The sequence below is a fragment of the Bacillus sp. B1-b2 genome (assembly GCF_009183415.1).
In the GTDB taxonomy this organism is placed as follows: Bacteria; Bacillota; Bacilli; order Bacillales; family Cytobacillaceae; genus Niallia.
In genome coordinates this window covers 106,901-123,590 of sequence record NZ_WEHU01000009.1, presented here as the reverse complement: position 1 = coordinate 123,590, position 16,690 = coordinate 106,901, and the positions used below count along the sequence as shown (strand labels likewise).

Below are 16,690 nucleotides of genomic sequence, written 5' to 3'. Positions count from 1 at the left end.
TGGATGTTAGGTAAATAAACATATAAGGAGTTGGATGCTAAGAAATGGAGTTCTATCAAAAGGAAAAAGAAACAGTTCTACAAGAAATTCAGTCTACAGCAAATGGTCTTTCTTCTGAAGATGTAAAAACTCGTCTTGAGAAAGATGGGTATAATGAGTTACCAGATAAAGAAAAAATGCCTGTTTGGAAGCTGTTTCTGGAAACATTTAAAGATCCAATGGTTATTGTATTATTAGTAGTAATTGTAATTCAGCTTATAATGGGAAAGTTTGTCGAGTCCATTATCATTTTTCTTGTATTATTACTTAACTCGGTCATTAGTGTGATACAAACGAAAAAAGCGGAAAGTTCATTAGATGCTTTAAGGAGCATGAGTGCACCTGAAGCGAAAGTAAGAAGAGATAATACCAATATGACTATTCCTGCACGTGAATTAGTTCCTGGAGATATCGTCTTTTTGGAAGCGGGAGATTATGTTCCAGCCGATGGGCGTGTTATTGATAGTGGTTCTTTAAAAGTTAATGAAGGAATGTTAACTGGAGAATCAGAAGCTATTGAGAAGCAGGATATTGTTATTAAGGAAGATGCAGCACTTGGTGACCGTATAAATATGGTCTTTAGCAGTTCTCTAGTATCCTACGGTCGAGCTACATATGTTGTTACAGGAACTGGAGAGAAAACAGAGATTGGGAAAATTGCTGACTTACTAAATACAGCTGAAGAGAAACAGACGCCTCTGCAACAAAAGCTAGCAGACTTTAGTAAGAAATTAGGAGTAGGAATTCTTCTATTATCTATTGTTATATTTGCTATTCAAGCAGCCCGAATCTGGTTAGGTGACGAAACTGTTGATGTTACAACTTCCATTTTAAATGCCTTATTATTTGCAGTAGCTGTTGCAGTTGCAGCGATACCAGAGGCTCTTTCTTCTATAGTAACAATTGTACTCTCAGTTGGTACAAATAAGATGGCAAAACAGAGTGCGATCATTAGAAAGCTTCCTGCTGTTGAAACGTTAGGCTCTACTAGTGTCATTTGTACGGATAAAACTGGAACACTAACCCAAAATAAAATGACTGTAACAGATTACTTTATTCCAGAAGGAACAAAAGAACATATCCCTGCTAATGAATCGGATTGGAATCAATCTGAACGACTTCTACTTCAAATTGCAGTATTATGTAATGATTCCTACATAAATAAAGATAATCGAGAAATCGGCGATCCAACAGAGGTTGCACTGATCAATTTCTACAATGATAGTGGAAAAAGGGATTACGAACAAGTTCGCTCTCACTATAAAAGAGAGTCTGAATTACCATTTGATTCGGATCGTAAACTAATGTCTACCTTGAATACTATCGATGGTCAACACCTTATGCTCATTAAAGGTGGACCAGATGTTATGTTCAATCGGGCAACTAAGATATTAATCAATGGAGAAGAAAAAGAGTTAACCAATGATTGGTTGACCAAGTTACAAGAAGCAAATGAAAACTTCTCTCATCAAGCTTTAAGGGTCTTAGCATATGGTTATAAATCTATACCTGAAAGTAAGAAAACACTTACCATTGAGGATGAACAAGAAATCACTTTAGTTGGTTTAACTGCAATGATGGATCCTCCAAGAGACGAAGTGTATGAAGCAATTGAACATACGAAGAATGCTGGTGTCAGAACAGTAATGATTACTGGAGATCATAAAACAACAGCACAAGCAATCGGTCGTAAAATAGGACTAATGAATGAAGAAGATATGGCATTAACGGGACAGGAATTAGATGCACTATCTGAGGAAGAATTAGATAAAAAATTGGAAAGCATTTCTGTTTATGCTAGGGTTTCACCAGAAAATAAAATAAGAATAGTAAAAGCGTGGCAAAAGAAAAATCGAATAGTGGCAATGACAGGAGATGGTGTAAACGATGCTCCTGCACTAAAACAAGCGGATATCGGTATTGCAATGGGAAGTGGAACAGATGTTGCAAAGGATTCTGCCGATATGATATTAACAGATGATAACTTTGTATCAATAGTTAATGCAGTTGGAGTTGGTAGAACAGTATTCGATAACATTAAGAAATCGATAGGATATTTATTTGCAGGTAACTTTGGTGCGATTATTGCTATTCTCTTTGCGGTAATAGCAGGGTGGGCTAATCCATTTACAGCTCTACAACTTCTTTTCATCAACCTAGTAAATGATTCTTTACCAGCGATTGCCTTAGGTATGGAAAAATCGGAGCCAGGCGTAATGAAGCGAAAGCCTAGAGACGTAAATGAAGGTATATTTGCAGGAGGAACGTTAAGATCAGTTGTAACTAGAGGAATATTAATAGGTGCAGCTGTAATTGTTTCTCATTACATCGGCTTACAGCATTCAGAGGAATTGGGAGTAGCGATGGCATTCACAACCCTAATTCTTTCGCGTTCACTTCAAACCTTTGCTGCACGATCTAATACGCAAACAATCATTGGAGTTGGGCCATTCTCGAATAAATATGTATTAGGTGCTGTAGGTATTTGTTTTGTTCTTTATCTTATCACAATCTTACCATTTGCAAGAGGAGTATTTGCGATTCCAGCAACTTTTGGTTTCAATGAATGGTTAATAGCTACACTTCTCGCAATAGGAGCAGTTATTTTAATGGAAATAAGTAAAATAATTCAAGTGAAGTTTATGGCAAAATAAACATGGAAAAAGACTATTAAGATTCTTCCTTACAAAAAAATAGAAGGAGAATCTTAATAGTCTTCTTACTTTTAGTAGACTGTTCTTTGTAAATGTTTAATACTATAAATAGAAAAGGAGTTGGTTCCATGTCAACTGTAAAGACAAGCATTATTGGATTTATTGGTATTGGCGTTATGGGTAAAAGTATGGTAAGAAACTTAATGAAAGATGGTTTCCAAGTAATAGTACATAACCGTACTAAGAGTAAAGCAGAAGAATTATTAGAAGAAGGTGCTAAATGGGCTGATAGTCCAGCAGAGATAGCGCAAAAAGCAGAAATTATCATTACAATCATCGGGTATCCGAAAGATGTAGAAGAAGTATACTTAGGAGAAAATGGACTTATTAACCATGCTAAAGCAGGTAGTTATTTAGTAGATATGACTACCTCCACTCCTACACTTGCGAAAAGAATATATAAAGAAGCAAACAAGAAGAACATTTATACATTAGATGCTCCTGTAAGTGGTGGAGATATTGGAGCAAGAGATGCTAAGTTATCTATTATGATTGGTGGGGATTCTGAAGCTTTCGAAGCTATTTATCCTGTGCTTTCTTGCTTAGGAACGAATATTGTTCATCAAGGACCAGCTGGTTCTGGACAACATACGAAAATGTGTAACCAAATAGCGATAGCTTCTAACATGATTGGAGTATGTGAAGCCATCATTTATGCAGAAAAGGCTGGATTAGATCCAGAAAAAGTATTAAAGAGCATTTCCTCTGGAGCAGCAGGAAGTTTTTCTCTAAGTAATTTAGCTCCAAGGATGATCAAGGGTGATTTTGATCCAGGCTTTTACATTAAGCATTTTATTAAAGATATGAGAATCGCTTTAGAAGAGGCAGAGAAAATGAAGATGGAAACACCAGGGTTAGCACTGGCTGAAAGCTTATATAGTCGTCTTTCTGCTTTAGGGGAAGATGAAAGTGGTACACAGGCTTTATATAAATACTGGAATAAGTAATAGATGTAACTAATTTCTATTAAGATCCATTAGGAGGCTGTAAGTCAAACCACCTAATGGATCTTTTTTTCTCATCATAAAACAAAAGACTAGTTAGTAGGAGTAGTTAAATAAAGTTCTAGTCGATTACATGCTTCTTCTAATGTCTCCATAGAATAAGCAAAAGAGATGCGGAAATATCCTTCTCCTAATGGTGAAAAAGCACTCCCTGGTACTACAGCAAGGTTAACTTTTTCTACTAAGTCTAAGCAAAATTCAAAGGAGTTCATGTGTGGAATTGGCACTTTAATAAAGAAGTAGAAAGCACCATCTGGCATTACTACATCTAAGCCAAGCGTAGATAAGCGATTAAAAATATAATTTCGACGTTTCTTATAATCTTCTCGCATAGGTATGGCGTCATCTATTCCTGTCGTTAGAGCTTCATAAGCTGCTCTCTGTGAGATAGATGAAGCACAAGTAACATTATATTGATGTACTTTAAGGATTTGTTCACTGAGATATTTAGGAGCATATAATAACCCTATTCGCCATCCTGTCATGCTATGAGATTTAGATAATCCATTTATTACAATCGTTTTTTCACGTAAATATTTTGCAATGGAAACATGTTCTTGATCATAAATTAATTCACTATAAATTTCATCTGCTAAAACAAAAATTTCTTTGTCTTCAAGAAATGCAGCTATATCCATAATTTCTTGTTGGGATAAACTAACTCCCGTTGGATTAGATGGATAAGGTAAAACGATACATCTTGTTTTGTCCGTAACATACTTTTCTATGATATCTTTTGTGAAACGGAATGCATTTTCACGTATATCCGCATATACAGGAACCGCACCACTTAAGGTGATAATAGGCTCATATCCTGGATAAACAGGACCTGGTAGGATAACCTCGACACCTTCTTCTAATATAGTGCGAAAAGCGATATCTATTGCTTCGCTTGCTCCAGTAGTTACGATTACTTCTGTTTCTGGTTGATAGGTTAATCCGTATTTTTTATGAACAAAAGAAGAAGCAGCTGTTCGTAAGTCTAAATCACCTGCATTATGTGTATAAGAAGTGAAATTAGCATCTATCGCGTGCTTTGCTGCTTCTTTTATATGTAAAGGAGTAGGAAAATCAGGCTGCCCAATTGTTAATGACAACATATCTTTCTTCCCAGCTACTAAATTAGAAAATTTCCGTATACCAGAAATTTCAATATTCTTCACTTTTTTATTAATTAAATGTTCCATATGCTTTCTCCCATCTCTTTCATTCTTTCTATTTATCATAACAAATACGGTGTTTCTTGAACATATTCTATCCATAAAATAAAAACAGAGAACATGTCTCTGTCTCACGTATTTATAGAAGTATTCCTCTCTTTAATAACCATATTCCCAGTCAATTTCTTCTGCTAGTAAATATATTTTCTCATCTTCGCTCAACACTTGCTTTTGGTGAAAAATGTTGTCATCTGACAGATTGTTCCAATTGGTAATATCGATATGCTCAATCACTTTAATGGATAGATCAGAAAGAATAAGAATAGCTGTTCCTTTCAATTTGTTTCACTCCTCATACATATAATAAATGTATCTTGTTTTTCCTAATTATTTCCTCATACTCTTATGATTAATTTATTCATAAGGAGTTAATTCGTATAGTTGATTGTTACAATTTTCACGAAATAGTCATAAATTAATTCAGCCTCGGTAATTTCCTGCTATTTCAATAAGATTAGATTCCATATAACCTTTACATAAAAAAGGTTGTTTGATTAATAATTTCCATTTATTATGAGTAGAAGAAGAAATGTTTACCAATTATTAATCATTAGCTGTAATGATGATTATTATACGGTCAAGCTTTATAACAAGTTTGTTCCGAGTTGCTTTCAGGATGCTTATAAAGCACTCTAAAGGCATCCGGGTATCAGGCTTTCTAAAGAAGTTGTGTCTCACAGTATTTCCATGCTAATCTTTGCGAAAACAAATATAACTAGTAAAAAATAAAGGTGGGTGTACTACAACCTTATAAACAATGAAAGGCGGAATATACATAATGGAACCTATAAAACAGGAGCAACGATTAGAAAAAAAGGGGCTAGCTCTGTATTTTACTTTGCCAATTATATCTTGGGCCTTATATGATGCAGCAAACACGATATTTTCATCTAATATAAATACGATATTTTTCCCCTTATACTTACAAGAAGTGGTGGGAACAAACGAAACACAAAATCAAATAGCTTCTACCTTTATTTCTTATGCAAATAGTGTTGCAAGCTTATTTTTAGTGCTATTTTCTCCTTTATTTGGAGTGATTATGGATAGAACTGGTAAAAAGAAAAAATATATTATCATACTGACACTTCTTACTGTGATTGGCACAATAGCTATGGGGTTATCGGCTAATTTAGAGGATAGTGGCTCGCTATTTGGTATTCCGTTATCACTTGCTTTAGTTATTCTTTTCTTTGTTCTTTCAAAATTTACTTATCATTCTAGCTTAGTATTTTATGATACGATGATATCCGACTTAGGAAATAAGGAACAAATACCACTAATATCTGGTTTTGGTGTGGCAGTTGGTTATATCGGCACATTGATAGGTTTAACGGTCTATCTTTTTATTGACGATGGACAATACCAGCAATCCTTTATTCCAACAGGAATTTTATTTTTATTACTCTCCTTGCCATTATTTTTCTTTATAAAAGATACACCAAAACAAGTGGTTGAAAAACAATCTATTCTCTCTGGTTATAAAGAAATAATAGAGACGTTTAAACAGTTAAAGAAATACCGTAAGATTTTTACCTTTATGATTGCATACTTCTTCTTAAATGATGCGATTGCAACAACGGTCGCTATGATGTCTGTTTATGCTAAAGCGATTGTAGGATTTAGCACTGGTCAATTTATTTCCCTTTATTTAGTTTCGACTATATCCAGTATTATTGGTTCATTTGTATTTGGTTATATCACAAAGAATCGAGGAGCTTATCTATCTATTCGATATGTCGGAATTTTAATGGTAGTAGCTTTAATTATAGGTACTATTGCTTGGAGTCAAGCATTGTTCTGGGTTGCAGGTAGTTTATTTGGAATTGCGCTAGGAAGCATGTGGGTAACTACTAGAACGTATATTGTTGAGATAACTCCAGAAGATAAAAGAGGGCAATTTTTTGGATTATTTGCTTTCTCAGGAAAAGTATCTTCTATTATTGGACCATTGCTTTATGGAAGTATCACTTTAATATTTGCAGATCTAGGCAATATAGCAAGCCGTATGGCTCTTGGATCCCTTATAATTCTCACAATAATTGGACTAATTGTTCATGCAAGAATCAAAGAGGAATAAATAATAAGTTTAAAGGAACTTTTTCCTAGGAAATTATAGATGAATACTGTAAGAACAGATAGCTTTTGCCGATATAAAAAGTAAGTTTTTTAATCTGTGTTAAACAAGCTGATAATAGCTTGTAAGGAAAGGACAAAAACATGAAGAAAGATAAAGGGATTCTTTTAGAGAGTGGAACAAATGAATTAGAAATTGTTGAATTTAATGTAGGAAGAAATAACTTTGGAATTAATGTTATTAAAGTGAAAGAAATCATTAATCCAGCTCCTATTACTCCCATTCCTCATTCCCATCCCTATGTGGAAGGAATTATTGAATTAAGAGGAGAAGTGTTAACTGTTGTAAACCTTGCAACTGTGTTAGGATATCCACCTTCTGATCAACCTGAAAAAGACAAATATATTGTTTCTGAATTTAACAAAACAAAAATCATTTTCCATGTTCATAATGTTACTCAAATACACCGTATTTCATGGGAAGATATAGAAAAACCATCAGAAACTTATTATGGTGCAAATAGTCAAATTATTGGTGTTGTAAAGTTGAATGGTGAAATGATTCTACTATTAGATTTTGAAAAGATAGTGGTAGAAATCAATCCAGAATCAGGAATCAATGTACAGCAAGTAAAAAAATTAGGTGATAGAGAAAGAAGTAATAAAAAATTAATGGTAGTAGAGGACTCTCCACTATTAAGAAAATTACTAGAAGACACATTAAATGCTGCAGGATTTTATCAGATTGAATTCTTTGAAAATGGTCGCGACGCTTTAACATTTCTTAAAAATAGTGCTGAATCAGGGAAGAACTTGGAAGATATTGTTCAATTAATGATTACAGATATAGAAATGCCACAAATGGACGGACACCATTTAACTAGAGTAGTGAAAGAAGATAGTAACTTAGCTGGTCTACCTATCGTTATTTTCTCTTCTTTAATAACAGATGATTTAAGACATAAAGGTCAAGTGGTTGGAGCAAATGCTCAAGTAAGTAAGCCAGAAATTAATGAGCTTATACAGATTATTGATAGAATTATTTTGTAAATGAATAAAGCCAATTTTCTCTATATCGTAATAGTGATATAGAGGAAAATTGGCTTTTTCTATAGGGAAATTAATAACTTTCACCGAGTTTTTTGAAAACAGGTTTTTGGTATTTTTTTTGCTGTGGTGGGTTATTTGTTGGTAACTCTTTTACTCCTGTATATTGAGATAAGAGTTTTTTTGCTTGAGTTAAGGAAAGAGTTGATTTCGGATTTCGTATACTTTGATTAAGAGATCCTAAATGTGGTAACTCCTCAAAATCTTTTTTACATGGAGGAAGGTGAAATGTATAGTTTTGGCATTCAATTAACAAATCGGATTGTTGCTGACTATATTTAGGATTATTGGAGAAGTGTAGTCCAATTTTCTTTGCTTTACCCTCTGCAACTAGCTTGTGTAAACTATCCTGCTTTAGCCTGTATAAAAATTTAGGGTTAGTGGCAGTCTTTGCATGTCTATTGACAACGGATATTGCTTGTAAGAGGTTTTCTGTTGTTAGTTTTAAAGGTGGTGGATGCTTTTGAAAGTTATTTTTCAAATCTAAAATCTCCTTTCTCCATTGCTATATTTGTCATTATACTATTTTTATCTTGGAAAAACTAGCAGATAGTAGTTTTAGATATCATAGTCCCTTATTCGAGGTGCAGATGACTATTTTTACTACTGATGAGTGGTTCATCTTGAAGAAGGATAGCACTAGATGTATAAAAAGTTTTAGCCATATTTTTATAAAGAGAAGCATAGTATGTAATACTTTATAGGCACCACTAGTTGAAGTGGTACCTGTAAGCTTTATCTGTAGCTTATGGCTCTAGATTTTAGTGCTTGCCAAGAAGCAATAAACCGTTGCTTATTTACTTTTACATCTTTCCGTCCAGATAATGGGTCATTTAAGAAAACAAATTGATCATTAAAGCCCACTAATACAACAGCATGAAGATCTAACGGTGTTTTAATTATTTTTCCATTATGTTCCCATTCTTCCCATCTATCAGGTAATTTATAATCACCAGTTGTCCAAACTACAATAGGATAGCCATTTTTTACATGCTTTTCTAAGTCAGCAAAAGAGTAATTTGTTAGATTCACCGCTCTCTCAGGTAGATAGCTATTCACCAAATCCTCCATTGGTTTATCAAATACTGCATACCCAGGATTCTTTCCTGTCATATCTCCTACAAAACCTACGGAAGGATCTCCCCATTTAATAATGTTTCCATTCTTTCTGACCAATAAATCGGTGTCTTTTTGTATATTTTTATATAGCTCAAGTTTATCTACTTTTACACCTGCATAGTTTAAAACCATGGTTAAGCTTGTAACCTCACAACCATATTTTAATTCAGGGTTCTGATTGATGAGAGGGACGTCGAGTAACACATGTTCACTGCTTATAGGTTTTGTGACCTCATATGTTAGGTTTTCATAATTAGGTGATTTTGAATTAGAAGCTGTTTGCTCCCATAAAGGCTGAAACACATGAAGCAAAGGTATAGTGAACAGTAGTAATTTTAACAAATACATATATTCCTCTTTCTATGCCAACTCCTACTTTTAATATGACGAAAAATCTAGCTGATTATAACCATCATCTTTCCAAGAGATGTTTGTATATTGGTGTACTTAAAATTTCTCTTTTCTACCCATTCTTTCTGTTTAACACTATATGGTATAATGATTAAAAATATTTTATGTGGATTATTCTGGTATAAAATAATCAGTTGATATAACATGATGTGTCCGACTACGAGTTATAGAAGGGAGGCTCCCGAAATATGGATGCATTAGATATTTTGTCTGATTTAGATCATGTCATCCCTTTCTTTCAAGCGATATTTAGTGCAGATGAGCAATCAGTTATTGGCTATGAGGTGCTAGGAAGATACTATGGTAAAGATGGTATGGAAAGTCTTGGAGAATTTTTCTTGGATGGAGAAATACCTGAAGAGTATAAACAAGAGGTTGATCACGTTATTCTTACAAAGGCTTTAGAGAAGGCACTTACCTTAGAGGAAGATGTCTTGCTGTTTATTAATAGAGATGCTGATTTACTAATGTACGATGATGGAGAAGTATTCTTACAAACATTGTTAGAGTATGAAAAGAAGGGGATAAGTCTTAGCAGAATTGTGCTTGAGATTTCAGAAAGAAATTATAATGGACAGTACTATCATTTAGATCATCTCTTGACGTATTATCGTACATATGGAATTAAGATTGCTATTGATAAAATGGGCAGCGAAAGTAGTTACTTAGATCGAATAGGAGAGTTAGCGCCAGATATTTTAAAAATTGATCTTCTTGCACTACGCTCTACTTCTACTTCACATACATACCAAAATGTGTTATTTTCTCTTTCGATGCTAGCTAGGAAAATTGGAGCTACATTATTATTTGAGAATATAGAGATGGTGTATCAATTAAAATTTGCTTGGAAGAATGGTGGGAGGTATTACCAAGGGTATTATTTACACTATCCTGAAGAAGACTTTATTTCTCGTTCTAGTAGAAAAGAAACCTTAAGAAGTTTATTTCACGAATTTATCTTAGCAGAAAAGAAAAAACTATCAGCTATATTTACTATTACAGAAGATTTTCAAGTGAAAATGAATGAACTTTTAGTAAAAAATCGAAAATACACAACGTATGAAGAATTGCTTAAATATTTAACAGATGATTTAAGGGATATTGCGTTTAGAATGTATGTTTGTGATGAAGATGGCCAGCAAAAGTCAGCAAATATATATAAGGTAGATTCTAGTTGGATTCTGCAGCCAGAGTATATGAATAAAAATTGGAGTTGGCGACCATATTTCTTAGAAAATATTATTAAAATGAGAAACGAAAAAAAGGGGATACTATCCGATATTTATAGTGACATTGAAACAGGTGAAACGGTTAGGACATACTCCTATCCATTAAATTCAAAAGAGTATCTTTTTGTAGATTTGTCTTATAATTTTCTTGATAAAATGGATTTATTGCTAAATTAACCAGGATAAAGGGAATTTTCCTTTTATTCTGGTTTTTTACTGTTTTAAAAGGGAATAAAGAAAATATATCGCTTTTTATGAGTGAAAGATTAAATCTGAACATGCTACTTACCGTACTATGTAAGTTTTGAAATGAACATATACTTATAACAATTAGACATGTGAAAAACAACCTAACAAATAGAAAGGATGATTTTTCTTGAAATATACATATTCCATCTTTCTAGTAGGTATTGTGCTATTATTTGTTTGTTATACTCCCGACGTGAAGGCTGAATCTTCTTTAACTAGTAAAGAGGAGGTAATTACATTTTTAGGAAAAGCCTTTAATGCCCAAGTATCATTAAATAAACAGGCAAGGACATTAGAAGAAATGGAACAATCATTATCGCCTTTTTTCAATAGAGAATATATACTAGCATTCTTAGAGGATAATTTAGAAGGAACAAACGGAGAATATCGTACATATAGAAGTATTTATTCTACCAACTATATACCGTATTTTCAGTATTCTAACAGTACGAAGGTAGAAATAGGTGAAGATAAGATATTGGTTTATGATTTTCATGATTCTATCCATTATGATGGTGTTGAATATAAAGGCTCTTATGAGGGGTTGCTTCTTAGTAACATAAATGGCCATTGGCTTGTAACGAATGAGCTTAATGATAGAGAAGTTAAGGCAATGAAAAAAACAAGAGAAAAACGTCTAAATAGGCTTATCTATATGCCGTATGACATTTGGTTTGGTCAGAAAACAAGCGGTAAAAATTATGCTAGTAAAATGAAAAAACCGAATATAGACAAAACAAGATATGCAAATAGCGCTAGTAGTCAATCCATTTCGGTTTATGCTTTTTAACCCTATACTTCAATATTTAGAGCTGTAGTTATTTTCTCCAGATCAAATCCATAAATAACAGAGTCATCAATAATGAATGTCGGTGTCGAAAAAGACTGATATTTCTTTATTAATTCCTTTTTCGCAATAGGGTCTTTTTGTATATCTTTTATTTCAAAATCAAAGCCATGTTCTTGTAAAAATAATTTAGAGTATTCACAAGGAGGGCAATCTGGCTGTGTATAAAGAATAATTTTATGCATGACAATACCTCCCTTTCTTTCTTCATCTATCATACCTAGAATGCTATTAGTTAGCAATTCTTTTGTATGTGCAAGGTGATATCTTTCTTTGATTTATCGTTTTTATTAAAAAAAGATGTGTTTTTTTAAAGTTTTATTTGGACAAACTCTCTACAATCTTTTATTCTGTTATTATTGGCATTTACACAAAATAAGAATTGATTGGAAAATTAGTTAGTAAAGTGTATAGAAACATGCTAATAGTGAAACCTATGTAATACTAGGTTTGTTTGAAAGGAGAGAGAGCATGTCACAATTACAAGGCATATTAACAAGATTAAAAAATTTACAAGAGCAGGCTACGGGGGGAGAACCTAGTCAGCGTTTCTTTGAGGTAAATGGAGAAAGAAAATGTCAAGTAACATTTCATCCAAAAACAGAAACATTTGAATTAGAAGTATATAATGATAAAGAAAAACCAAAAAGATATCAATTTGACAATGTTGATATGATTACAATTGAAATTTTTGACTTAATTCAATAAGCTACACATAGAAAAGTTGTTTTCAAAGAAAGAAGATTAGACATAGGATATTTTCCTATTTAATGTTTAGTTCTCTTTTTAGAAAGCAACTTTTTTTGTATGATAGCGAGAAAGAAGAAAATACTATACTACTATGGAGGTGAATAACCATGATGCCAACTGTCATATGTCCAGAATGTTTTCATAAAGAGGACTTAGAAAATGTGTTAACTGCTCAATCTAATCAGAATGTTATTTTTCAATGTAAGGAATGTCAGTTAGTAATTAAGAACATTAAAACAAGTAAGGGTTAAAGAAGCATAATGCCGAGAACTATGTTAAAATAAGGTTGATAAAATAATATTAGGGAGTTTTCGGCTATGGCGAGTATTCACAGCGGAGAGTTTTTAGATGTCTTATGGAAAGATTTATTAATTCCTTCTGAAAGAGTTGCACATGTTCAAATAGGTAATAGTTTAGAACATGCCCTACTCGTTTTAACAAAAAGTGGTTATTCTGCTATTCCTGTTTTAGATGCACAATATAAGCTTCATGGGCTTATTAGTGTACCCATCATTATGGAAAGTATATTAGGATTAGAACGAATTGAATTTGAAAAATTAGAAGAGTTTAAAGTAGAGAGTGTCATGTTAACAGATAATCCAATAGTACATTTAAATACACCTTTCTTAGAGATAATTAAACATTTAGTTGATCATCCTTTTATTTGTGTGGAAGACGAAGAAGGATACTTTGACGGAATCTTAACTAGAAGAGCTATTTTAAAAAGATTAAATGGTTATTTACATCAAAATTTCCAAGAGAAATAATCTATATAACTGCTAACTCCTCCTCCTTTAAAACCCCTTATTATCAAGTATGCTATGAATAACAATGAGGAACCATAATTATGTCTACAATTTCTGAATTACAATTATTAACAGTGTTAGCACAAGAAATGAATATGCGTAAAGCTGCAGAGAGATTGTTTGTTACTCAACCAGCATTATCACAGCGGTTACAGACGATTGAAAAGGAGTGGGGAACTTCTTTATTTATTCGTTCTCAAAGAGGGCTAACCTTAACACCTGCTGGCGAATTGGTAATAGAGTTTGCAAAGAATACACTTGAAAAAGAGGAAGAAGTTCGTGAGTCTATTCACGGACTAAAAGAGGAAGTATATGGTACATTAAAACTTGCTGTCGCAAGCATAGTTGGTCAGAATTGGTTGCCAGCTGTTTTAAAACGTTTTGTGGAGCGTTACCCTCAAGCTAAAATATCTCTTGTAACTGGGTGGAGTAGTGAGATGATAAAATCGGTTACGGAAGAGAGTATGCACATTGGTATAGTTAGAGGTGCTTCGGATTGGAAAGGAGTAAAAAGACATTTATTTGATGATCCTTTATATTTAGTAGATAAAGAAATTGAGAACTTAGATGATTTGCATCACACTAATCGACCTTTTATCCAGTTTAAAAGTGACTCTAACTATTATGAAGAAATTCAAGTATGGTGGCATAGAAACTTTCAAATACCTCCTAAAAATACAATAATTGTAGATCAAATAGAAACATGTAAACAGCTTTCTTTTAATGGAATCGGTTATAGTATTTTGCCATCAATTGCTCTTCAAAAAGCAGAAGGCACTTTATCGAAGATTCCTTTATATAATGATCATAATGAACCAATTAAACGTGCAACTTGGTTAATTGGTTATGAAGCGTCTTTTCATCTTAAACAAGTTCAAGCATTTTTACAGATTGTTAATGAATATTTAGAAGAACAAAAAATAAGTAGTTTTAGGTTAGAGTAGCGAAAACGAGAATTTATGACTTGTTTTCACTACTTTTGTTTGGTAAAGTAAAATTTAGTGTTATATATACATATTGGAGGTAAAGCAAATGAAAATGATGGATGCAAATGAAATTATTTCATTTATTCAAAATAGTACGAAGTCAACACCTGTAAAGGTTTATGTAAAAGGTGATTTAGAATCAGTGACATTTGGCGATAATATTCAAACATTCTTAAGCGGAAATTCTGGTGTAGTATTTGGAGAATGGGATGAAATTAAAGAAGTTTTAGCTTCAAACAAAGATAAAATCAGCGATTACGTATTAGAGAATGATCGTAGAAATTCTGCCATTCCTTTATTGGATATGAAAAATATTAAAGCACGTATTGAACCAGGTGCAGTTATCCGTGACCAAGTAGAAATCGGTGATAATGCTGTTATTATGATGGGAGCAGTTATTAATATCGGGGCAGTTATTGGAGAAGGAACCATGATTGACATGGGTGTTATTATGGGTGGACGAGCTACTGTAGGTAAAAACTGTCACATTGGTGCAGGAGCTGTTTTAGCAGGGGTTATTGAGCCACCATCTGCAAAACCTGTTGTTATAGAGGACGATGTATTAATTGGGGCTAATGCGGTAGTTGTGGAAGGTGTAACAGTAGGAAAAGGTTCTGTTGTTGCTGCAGGAGCTATTGTTCTTGAAGATGTTCCAGCTAACACGCTAGTTGCAGGTGCACCAGCAAGAGTAATTAAAGAAATTGATGATAAAACAAGAGCGAAAACAGAAATAATGCAAGAACTTCGTCAATTATAAGTTAGGTTTGAAATGCGTGGAATTCTTCCACGCATTTCTTGTATCATTAAGGACTAAAAAAACTGAGAAAAGACCGAATAAGTAGAGTACAGCAGGAGATAAAGGGGGATATAATATGAAGCAAATGAGTTTAGTAGAAATTCGAAGAGCATTACATAGAATACCTGAAATTGGTTTTGTAGAATTTAAAACTCAAAAATTACTTTTAGAAATCATTCAGTCTATAAGAAATGATAGAGTCGAAATCAAAACTTGGAAAACAGGTATTCTTGTAAAGGTTAAGGGAAGTAACCCTACTAAGATTATTGGTTACAGAGCAGATATAGATGGCCTTCCTATTATAGAAGAAACCAATCTTTCTTTCTCCTCTATGCATGCTAATGAAATGCATGCATGTGGGCATGATTTTCACATGACAATTGCAATAGGGGTTCTTCAACATCTTATTGAAAATCCAGTGGATGATGATGTTGTATTTATTTTTCAACCTGCAGAAGAAGGACCAGGTGGCGCAGAACCGATGTTAAAAAGCGATGAATTTAAGGAATGGAAACCTGATATGATCATCGCGCTACACATTGCTCCAGAATATCCAGTTGGCACAATTGCTCTAAAACCGGGTTTGTTATTCGCTAATACATCAGAGCTTTTTATTGATTTAAAAGGTAAGGGAGGACATGCTGCCTATCCTCATCAGACAAATGACATGGTTGTTGCTGCTTGTTCGTTAGTTTCTCAATTACAGTCAATCGTCTCTAGAAATATTAATCCTTTAGAAAGTGCTGTTGTTACTATAGGTAAAATTACAGGAGGGACTGTTCAAAATGTAATTGCAGAAAATGCTAGATTAGAAGGTACTATGCGTACTTTATCTAGCAAGGCTATGGATAAGGTGAAAAATCGTGTACAATCCCTTGTTAAGGGGACTGAAATTGCCTTTGATTGTTCGGCTAAGATTGATTTTGGTAGTGGATATTATCAAGTATTTAATAATGAAAAACTTACGGAAGAATTTATGGAATTTACCCGTACAGAATCAAATGTAGAAGTAATTGAATGTCAAGAAGCAATGACTGGAGAAGATTTTGGTTATATGCTGAAAGAAATTCCTGGTTTTATGTTTTGGTTAGGCGTGGATTCACCTTACGGGCTACATCATAGTAAACTAAATCCAAAAGAAGATGCATTGGAAGTTGCTGTGCAATTACTCTCCTCTTATTTAAAAAGGAAAGGTAATGAGAAGGGAAGCTGAAATGAGTAAATAGATTATTCTTAAAGTGGGAATTTGAAAAAACCTAAACTAATACGAAATTCATTTGAAATTTGTATTATTGTTTAGGTTTTTCTTTAGCTGTAGTGCATTTGTTCTAGCAAAT

At 33.3% G+C, this 16,690-nt stretch carries 17 protein-coding genes; 12 read left to right on the top strand and 5 right to left on the bottom strand.

Going from position 1 to position 16,690, the window contains the following annotated elements; genetic code table 11:
- Window positions 1-44 precede the first annotated feature (44 nt).
- Window positions 45-2,693, top strand: coding sequence for a cation-translocating P-type ATPase (locus F9279_RS10920; RefSeq protein WP_152112894.1), 2,649 nt, complete (start codon window positions 45-47; stop codon window positions 2,691-2,693).
- Window positions 2,694-2,821: 128 nt separating this feature from the next.
- Window positions 2,822-3,700 (top strand): NAD(P)-dependent oxidoreductase, encoded by an 879-nt coding sequence (locus F9279_RS10915; RefSeq protein WP_152112892.1) that lies wholly within the window; start codon window positions 2,822-2,824, stop codon window positions 3,698-3,700.
- Window positions 3,701-3,789: 89 nt separating this feature from the next.
- Here the strand turns inward: F9279_RS10915 and F9279_RS10910 are convergent, their stop codons facing one another.
- Window positions 3,790-4,944 (bottom strand): aminotransferase A, encoded by a 1,155-nt coding sequence (locus F9279_RS10910; RefSeq protein WP_152112890.1) that lies wholly within the window; start codon window positions 4,942-4,944, stop codon window positions 3,790-3,792.
- Window positions 4,945-5,076: 132 nt separating this feature from the next.
- The gene (locus F9279_RS10905) at window positions 5,077-5,256 is read right to left on the bottom strand and encodes a hypothetical protein (RefSeq protein WP_152112888.1); all 180 of its coding nucleotides are present in this window, start codon (window positions 5,254-5,256) and stop codon (window positions 5,077-5,079) included.
- Between the two features lie 499 nt (window positions 5,257-5,755).
- On the opposite strand from F9279_RS10905, the gene F9279_RS10900 reads away from it, so the two are divergent.
- Together F9279_RS10900 and F9279_RS10895 are read left to right on the top strand one after the other, a co-directional pair.
- The gene (locus F9279_RS10900; protein ID WP_152112886.1) at window positions 5,756-7,057 is read left to right on the top strand and encodes an MFS transporter; all 1,302 of its coding nucleotides are present in this window, start codon (window positions 5,756-5,758) and stop codon (window positions 7,055-7,057) included.
- A 140-nt stretch (window positions 7,058-7,197) separates the two neighbouring features.
- The gene (locus F9279_RS10895) at window positions 7,198-8,103 is read left to right on the top strand and encodes a chemotaxis protein (RefSeq protein ID WP_152112884.1); all 906 of its coding nucleotides are present in this window, start codon (window positions 7,198-7,200) and stop codon (window positions 8,101-8,103) included.
- 70 nt (window positions 8,104-8,173) lie between these two features.
- Here F9279_RS10895 and F9279_RS10890 read toward each other — a convergent pair whose 3' ends face one another.
- Together F9279_RS10890 and F9279_RS10885 are read right to left on the bottom strand one after the other, a co-directional pair.
- Complete coding sequence (locus tag F9279_RS10890) at window positions 8,174-8,641, bottom strand: YkyB family protein (protein WP_152112882.1); 468 nt, start codon at window positions 8,639-8,641, stop codon at window positions 8,174-8,176.
- Window positions 8,642-8,895: 254 nt separating this feature from the next.
- Window positions 8,896-9,627 carry a C39 family peptidase gene (locus F9279_RS10885; RefSeq protein WP_152112880.1) on the bottom strand — a complete coding sequence of 244 codons (732 nt, stop codon included), beginning with the start codon at window positions 9,625-9,627 and terminating at the stop codon, window positions 8,896-8,898.
- 251 nt (window positions 9,628-9,878) lie between these two features.
- Between F9279_RS10885 and F9279_RS10880 the strand changes: the two genes are divergently transcribed.
- Together F9279_RS10880 and F9279_RS10875 are read left to right on the top strand one after the other, a co-directional pair.
- Window positions 9,879-11,096, top strand: coding sequence for an EAL domain-containing protein (locus F9279_RS10880; protein ID WP_152112878.1), 1,218 nt, complete (start codon window positions 9,879-9,881; stop codon window positions 11,094-11,096).
- A 199-nt stretch (window positions 11,097-11,295) separates the two neighbouring features.
- Complete coding sequence (locus F9279_RS10875; protein WP_152112876.1) at window positions 11,296-11,958, top strand: DUF3993 domain-containing protein; 663 nt, start codon at window positions 11,296-11,298, stop codon at window positions 11,956-11,958.
- 2 nt (window positions 11,959-11,960) lie between these two features.
- Here F9279_RS10875 and F9279_RS10870 read toward each other — a convergent pair whose 3' ends face one another.
- Window positions 11,961-12,200, bottom strand: a complete 240-nt coding sequence (locus F9279_RS10870) for a glutaredoxin family protein (RefSeq protein WP_152112875.1) — start codon at window positions 12,198-12,200, stop codon at window positions 11,961-11,963.
- 286 nt (window positions 12,201-12,486) lie between these two features.
- On the opposite strand from F9279_RS10870, the gene F9279_RS10865 reads away from it, so the two are divergent.
- From F9279_RS10865 to F9279_RS10845, 6 genes are all read left to right on the top strand, one after another.
- Entirely contained in the window at window positions 12,487-12,723 is a 237-nt protein-coding gene (locus F9279_RS10865) for a YkuJ family protein (protein ID WP_152112873.1), read from the top strand.
- Window positions 12,724-12,875: 152 nt separating this feature from the next.
- Window positions 12,876-13,016: a hypothetical protein gene (locus F9279_RS25160; RefSeq protein ID WP_226793432.1), complete on the top strand. Its 141-nt coding sequence runs from the start codon at window positions 12,876-12,878 to the stop codon at window positions 13,014-13,016.
- A gap of 66 nt (window positions 13,017-13,082) precedes the next feature.
- Window positions 13,083-13,532, top strand: coding sequence for a cyclic-di-AMP-binding protein CbpB (gene cbpB, locus F9279_RS10860; RefSeq protein WP_152112872.1), 450 nt, complete (start codon window positions 13,083-13,085; stop codon window positions 13,530-13,532).
- Window positions 13,533-13,612: 80 nt separating this feature from the next.
- Window positions 13,613-14,515: a LysR family transcriptional regulator gene (locus F9279_RS10855; protein ID WP_152112871.1), complete on the top strand. Its 903-nt coding sequence runs from the start codon at window positions 13,613-13,615 to the stop codon at window positions 14,513-14,515.
- Between the two features lie 88 nt (window positions 14,516-14,603).
- On the top strand, window positions 14,604-15,314 hold the full coding sequence (gene dapD / locus F9279_RS10850; protein ID WP_152112869.1) for a 2,3,4,5-tetrahydropyridine-2,6-dicarboxylate N-acetyltransferase: 711 nt from the start codon (window positions 14,604-14,606) through the stop codon (window positions 15,312-15,314).
- 115 nt (window positions 15,315-15,429) lie between these two features.
- Window positions 15,430-16,566: an N-acetyldiaminopimelate deacetylase gene (locus F9279_RS10845; protein ID WP_226793429.1), complete on the top strand. Its 1,137-nt coding sequence runs from the start codon at window positions 15,430-15,432 to the stop codon at window positions 16,564-16,566.
- The last annotated feature ends 124 nt before the right edge of the window (window positions 16,567-16,690 follow it).

What these genes read in the sequence shown, in the direction of transcription:
- F9279_RS10910 (WP_152112890.1), bottom strand. Translation starts at nt 4,944, where the DNA reads ATGGAACATTTAATTAATAAAAAAGTGAAGAATATTGAAATTTCTGGT.
- dapD (WP_152112869.1), top strand. Translation starts at nt 14,604, where the DNA reads ATGAAAATGATGGATGCAAATGAAATTATTTCATTTATTCAAAATAGT.
- F9279_RS10885 (WP_152112880.1), bottom strand. Translation starts at nt 9,627, where the DNA reads ATGTATTTGTTAAAATTACTACTGTTCACTATACCTTTGCTTCATGTG.
- F9279_RS10865 (WP_152112873.1), top strand. Translation starts at nt 12,487, where the DNA reads ATGTCACAATTACAAGGCATATTAACAAGATTAAAAAATTTACAAGAG.
- F9279_RS10895 (WP_152112884.1), top strand. Translation starts at nt 7,198, where the DNA reads ATGAAGAAAGATAAAGGGATTCTTTTAGAGAGTGGAACAAATGAATTA.
- F9279_RS10845 (WP_226793429.1), top strand. Translation starts at nt 15,430, where the DNA reads ATGAAGCAAATGAGTTTAGTAGAAATTCGAAGAGCATTACATAGAATA.
- F9279_RS10900 (WP_152112886.1), top strand. Translation starts at nt 5,756, where the DNA reads ATGGAACCTATAAAACAGGAGCAACGATTAGAAAAAAAGGGGCTAGCT.
- cbpB (WP_152112872.1), top strand. Translation starts at nt 13,083, where the DNA reads ATGGCGAGTATTCACAGCGGAGAGTTTTTAGATGTCTTATGGAAAGAT.
- F9279_RS10915 (WP_152112892.1), top strand. Translation starts at nt 2,822, where the DNA reads ATGTCAACTGTAAAGACAAGCATTATTGGATTTATTGGTATTGGCGTT.
- F9279_RS10870 (WP_152112875.1), bottom strand. Translation starts at nt 12,200, where the DNA reads ATGCATAAAATTATTCTTTATACACAGCCAGATTGCCCTCCTTGTGAA.
- F9279_RS10855 (WP_152112871.1), top strand. Translation starts at nt 13,613, where the DNA reads ATGTCTACAATTTCTGAATTACAATTATTAACAGTGTTAGCACAAGAA.
- F9279_RS10920 (WP_152112894.1), top strand. Translation starts at nt 45, where the DNA reads ATGGAGTTCTATCAAAAGGAAAAAGAAACAGTTCTACAAGAAATTCAG.
- F9279_RS10880 (WP_152112878.1), top strand. Translation starts at nt 9,879, where the DNA reads ATGGATGCATTAGATATTTTGTCTGATTTAGATCATGTCATCCCTTTC.
- F9279_RS25160 (WP_226793432.1), top strand. Translation starts at nt 12,876, where the DNA reads ATGCCAACTGTCATATGTCCAGAATGTTTTCATAAAGAGGACTTAGAA.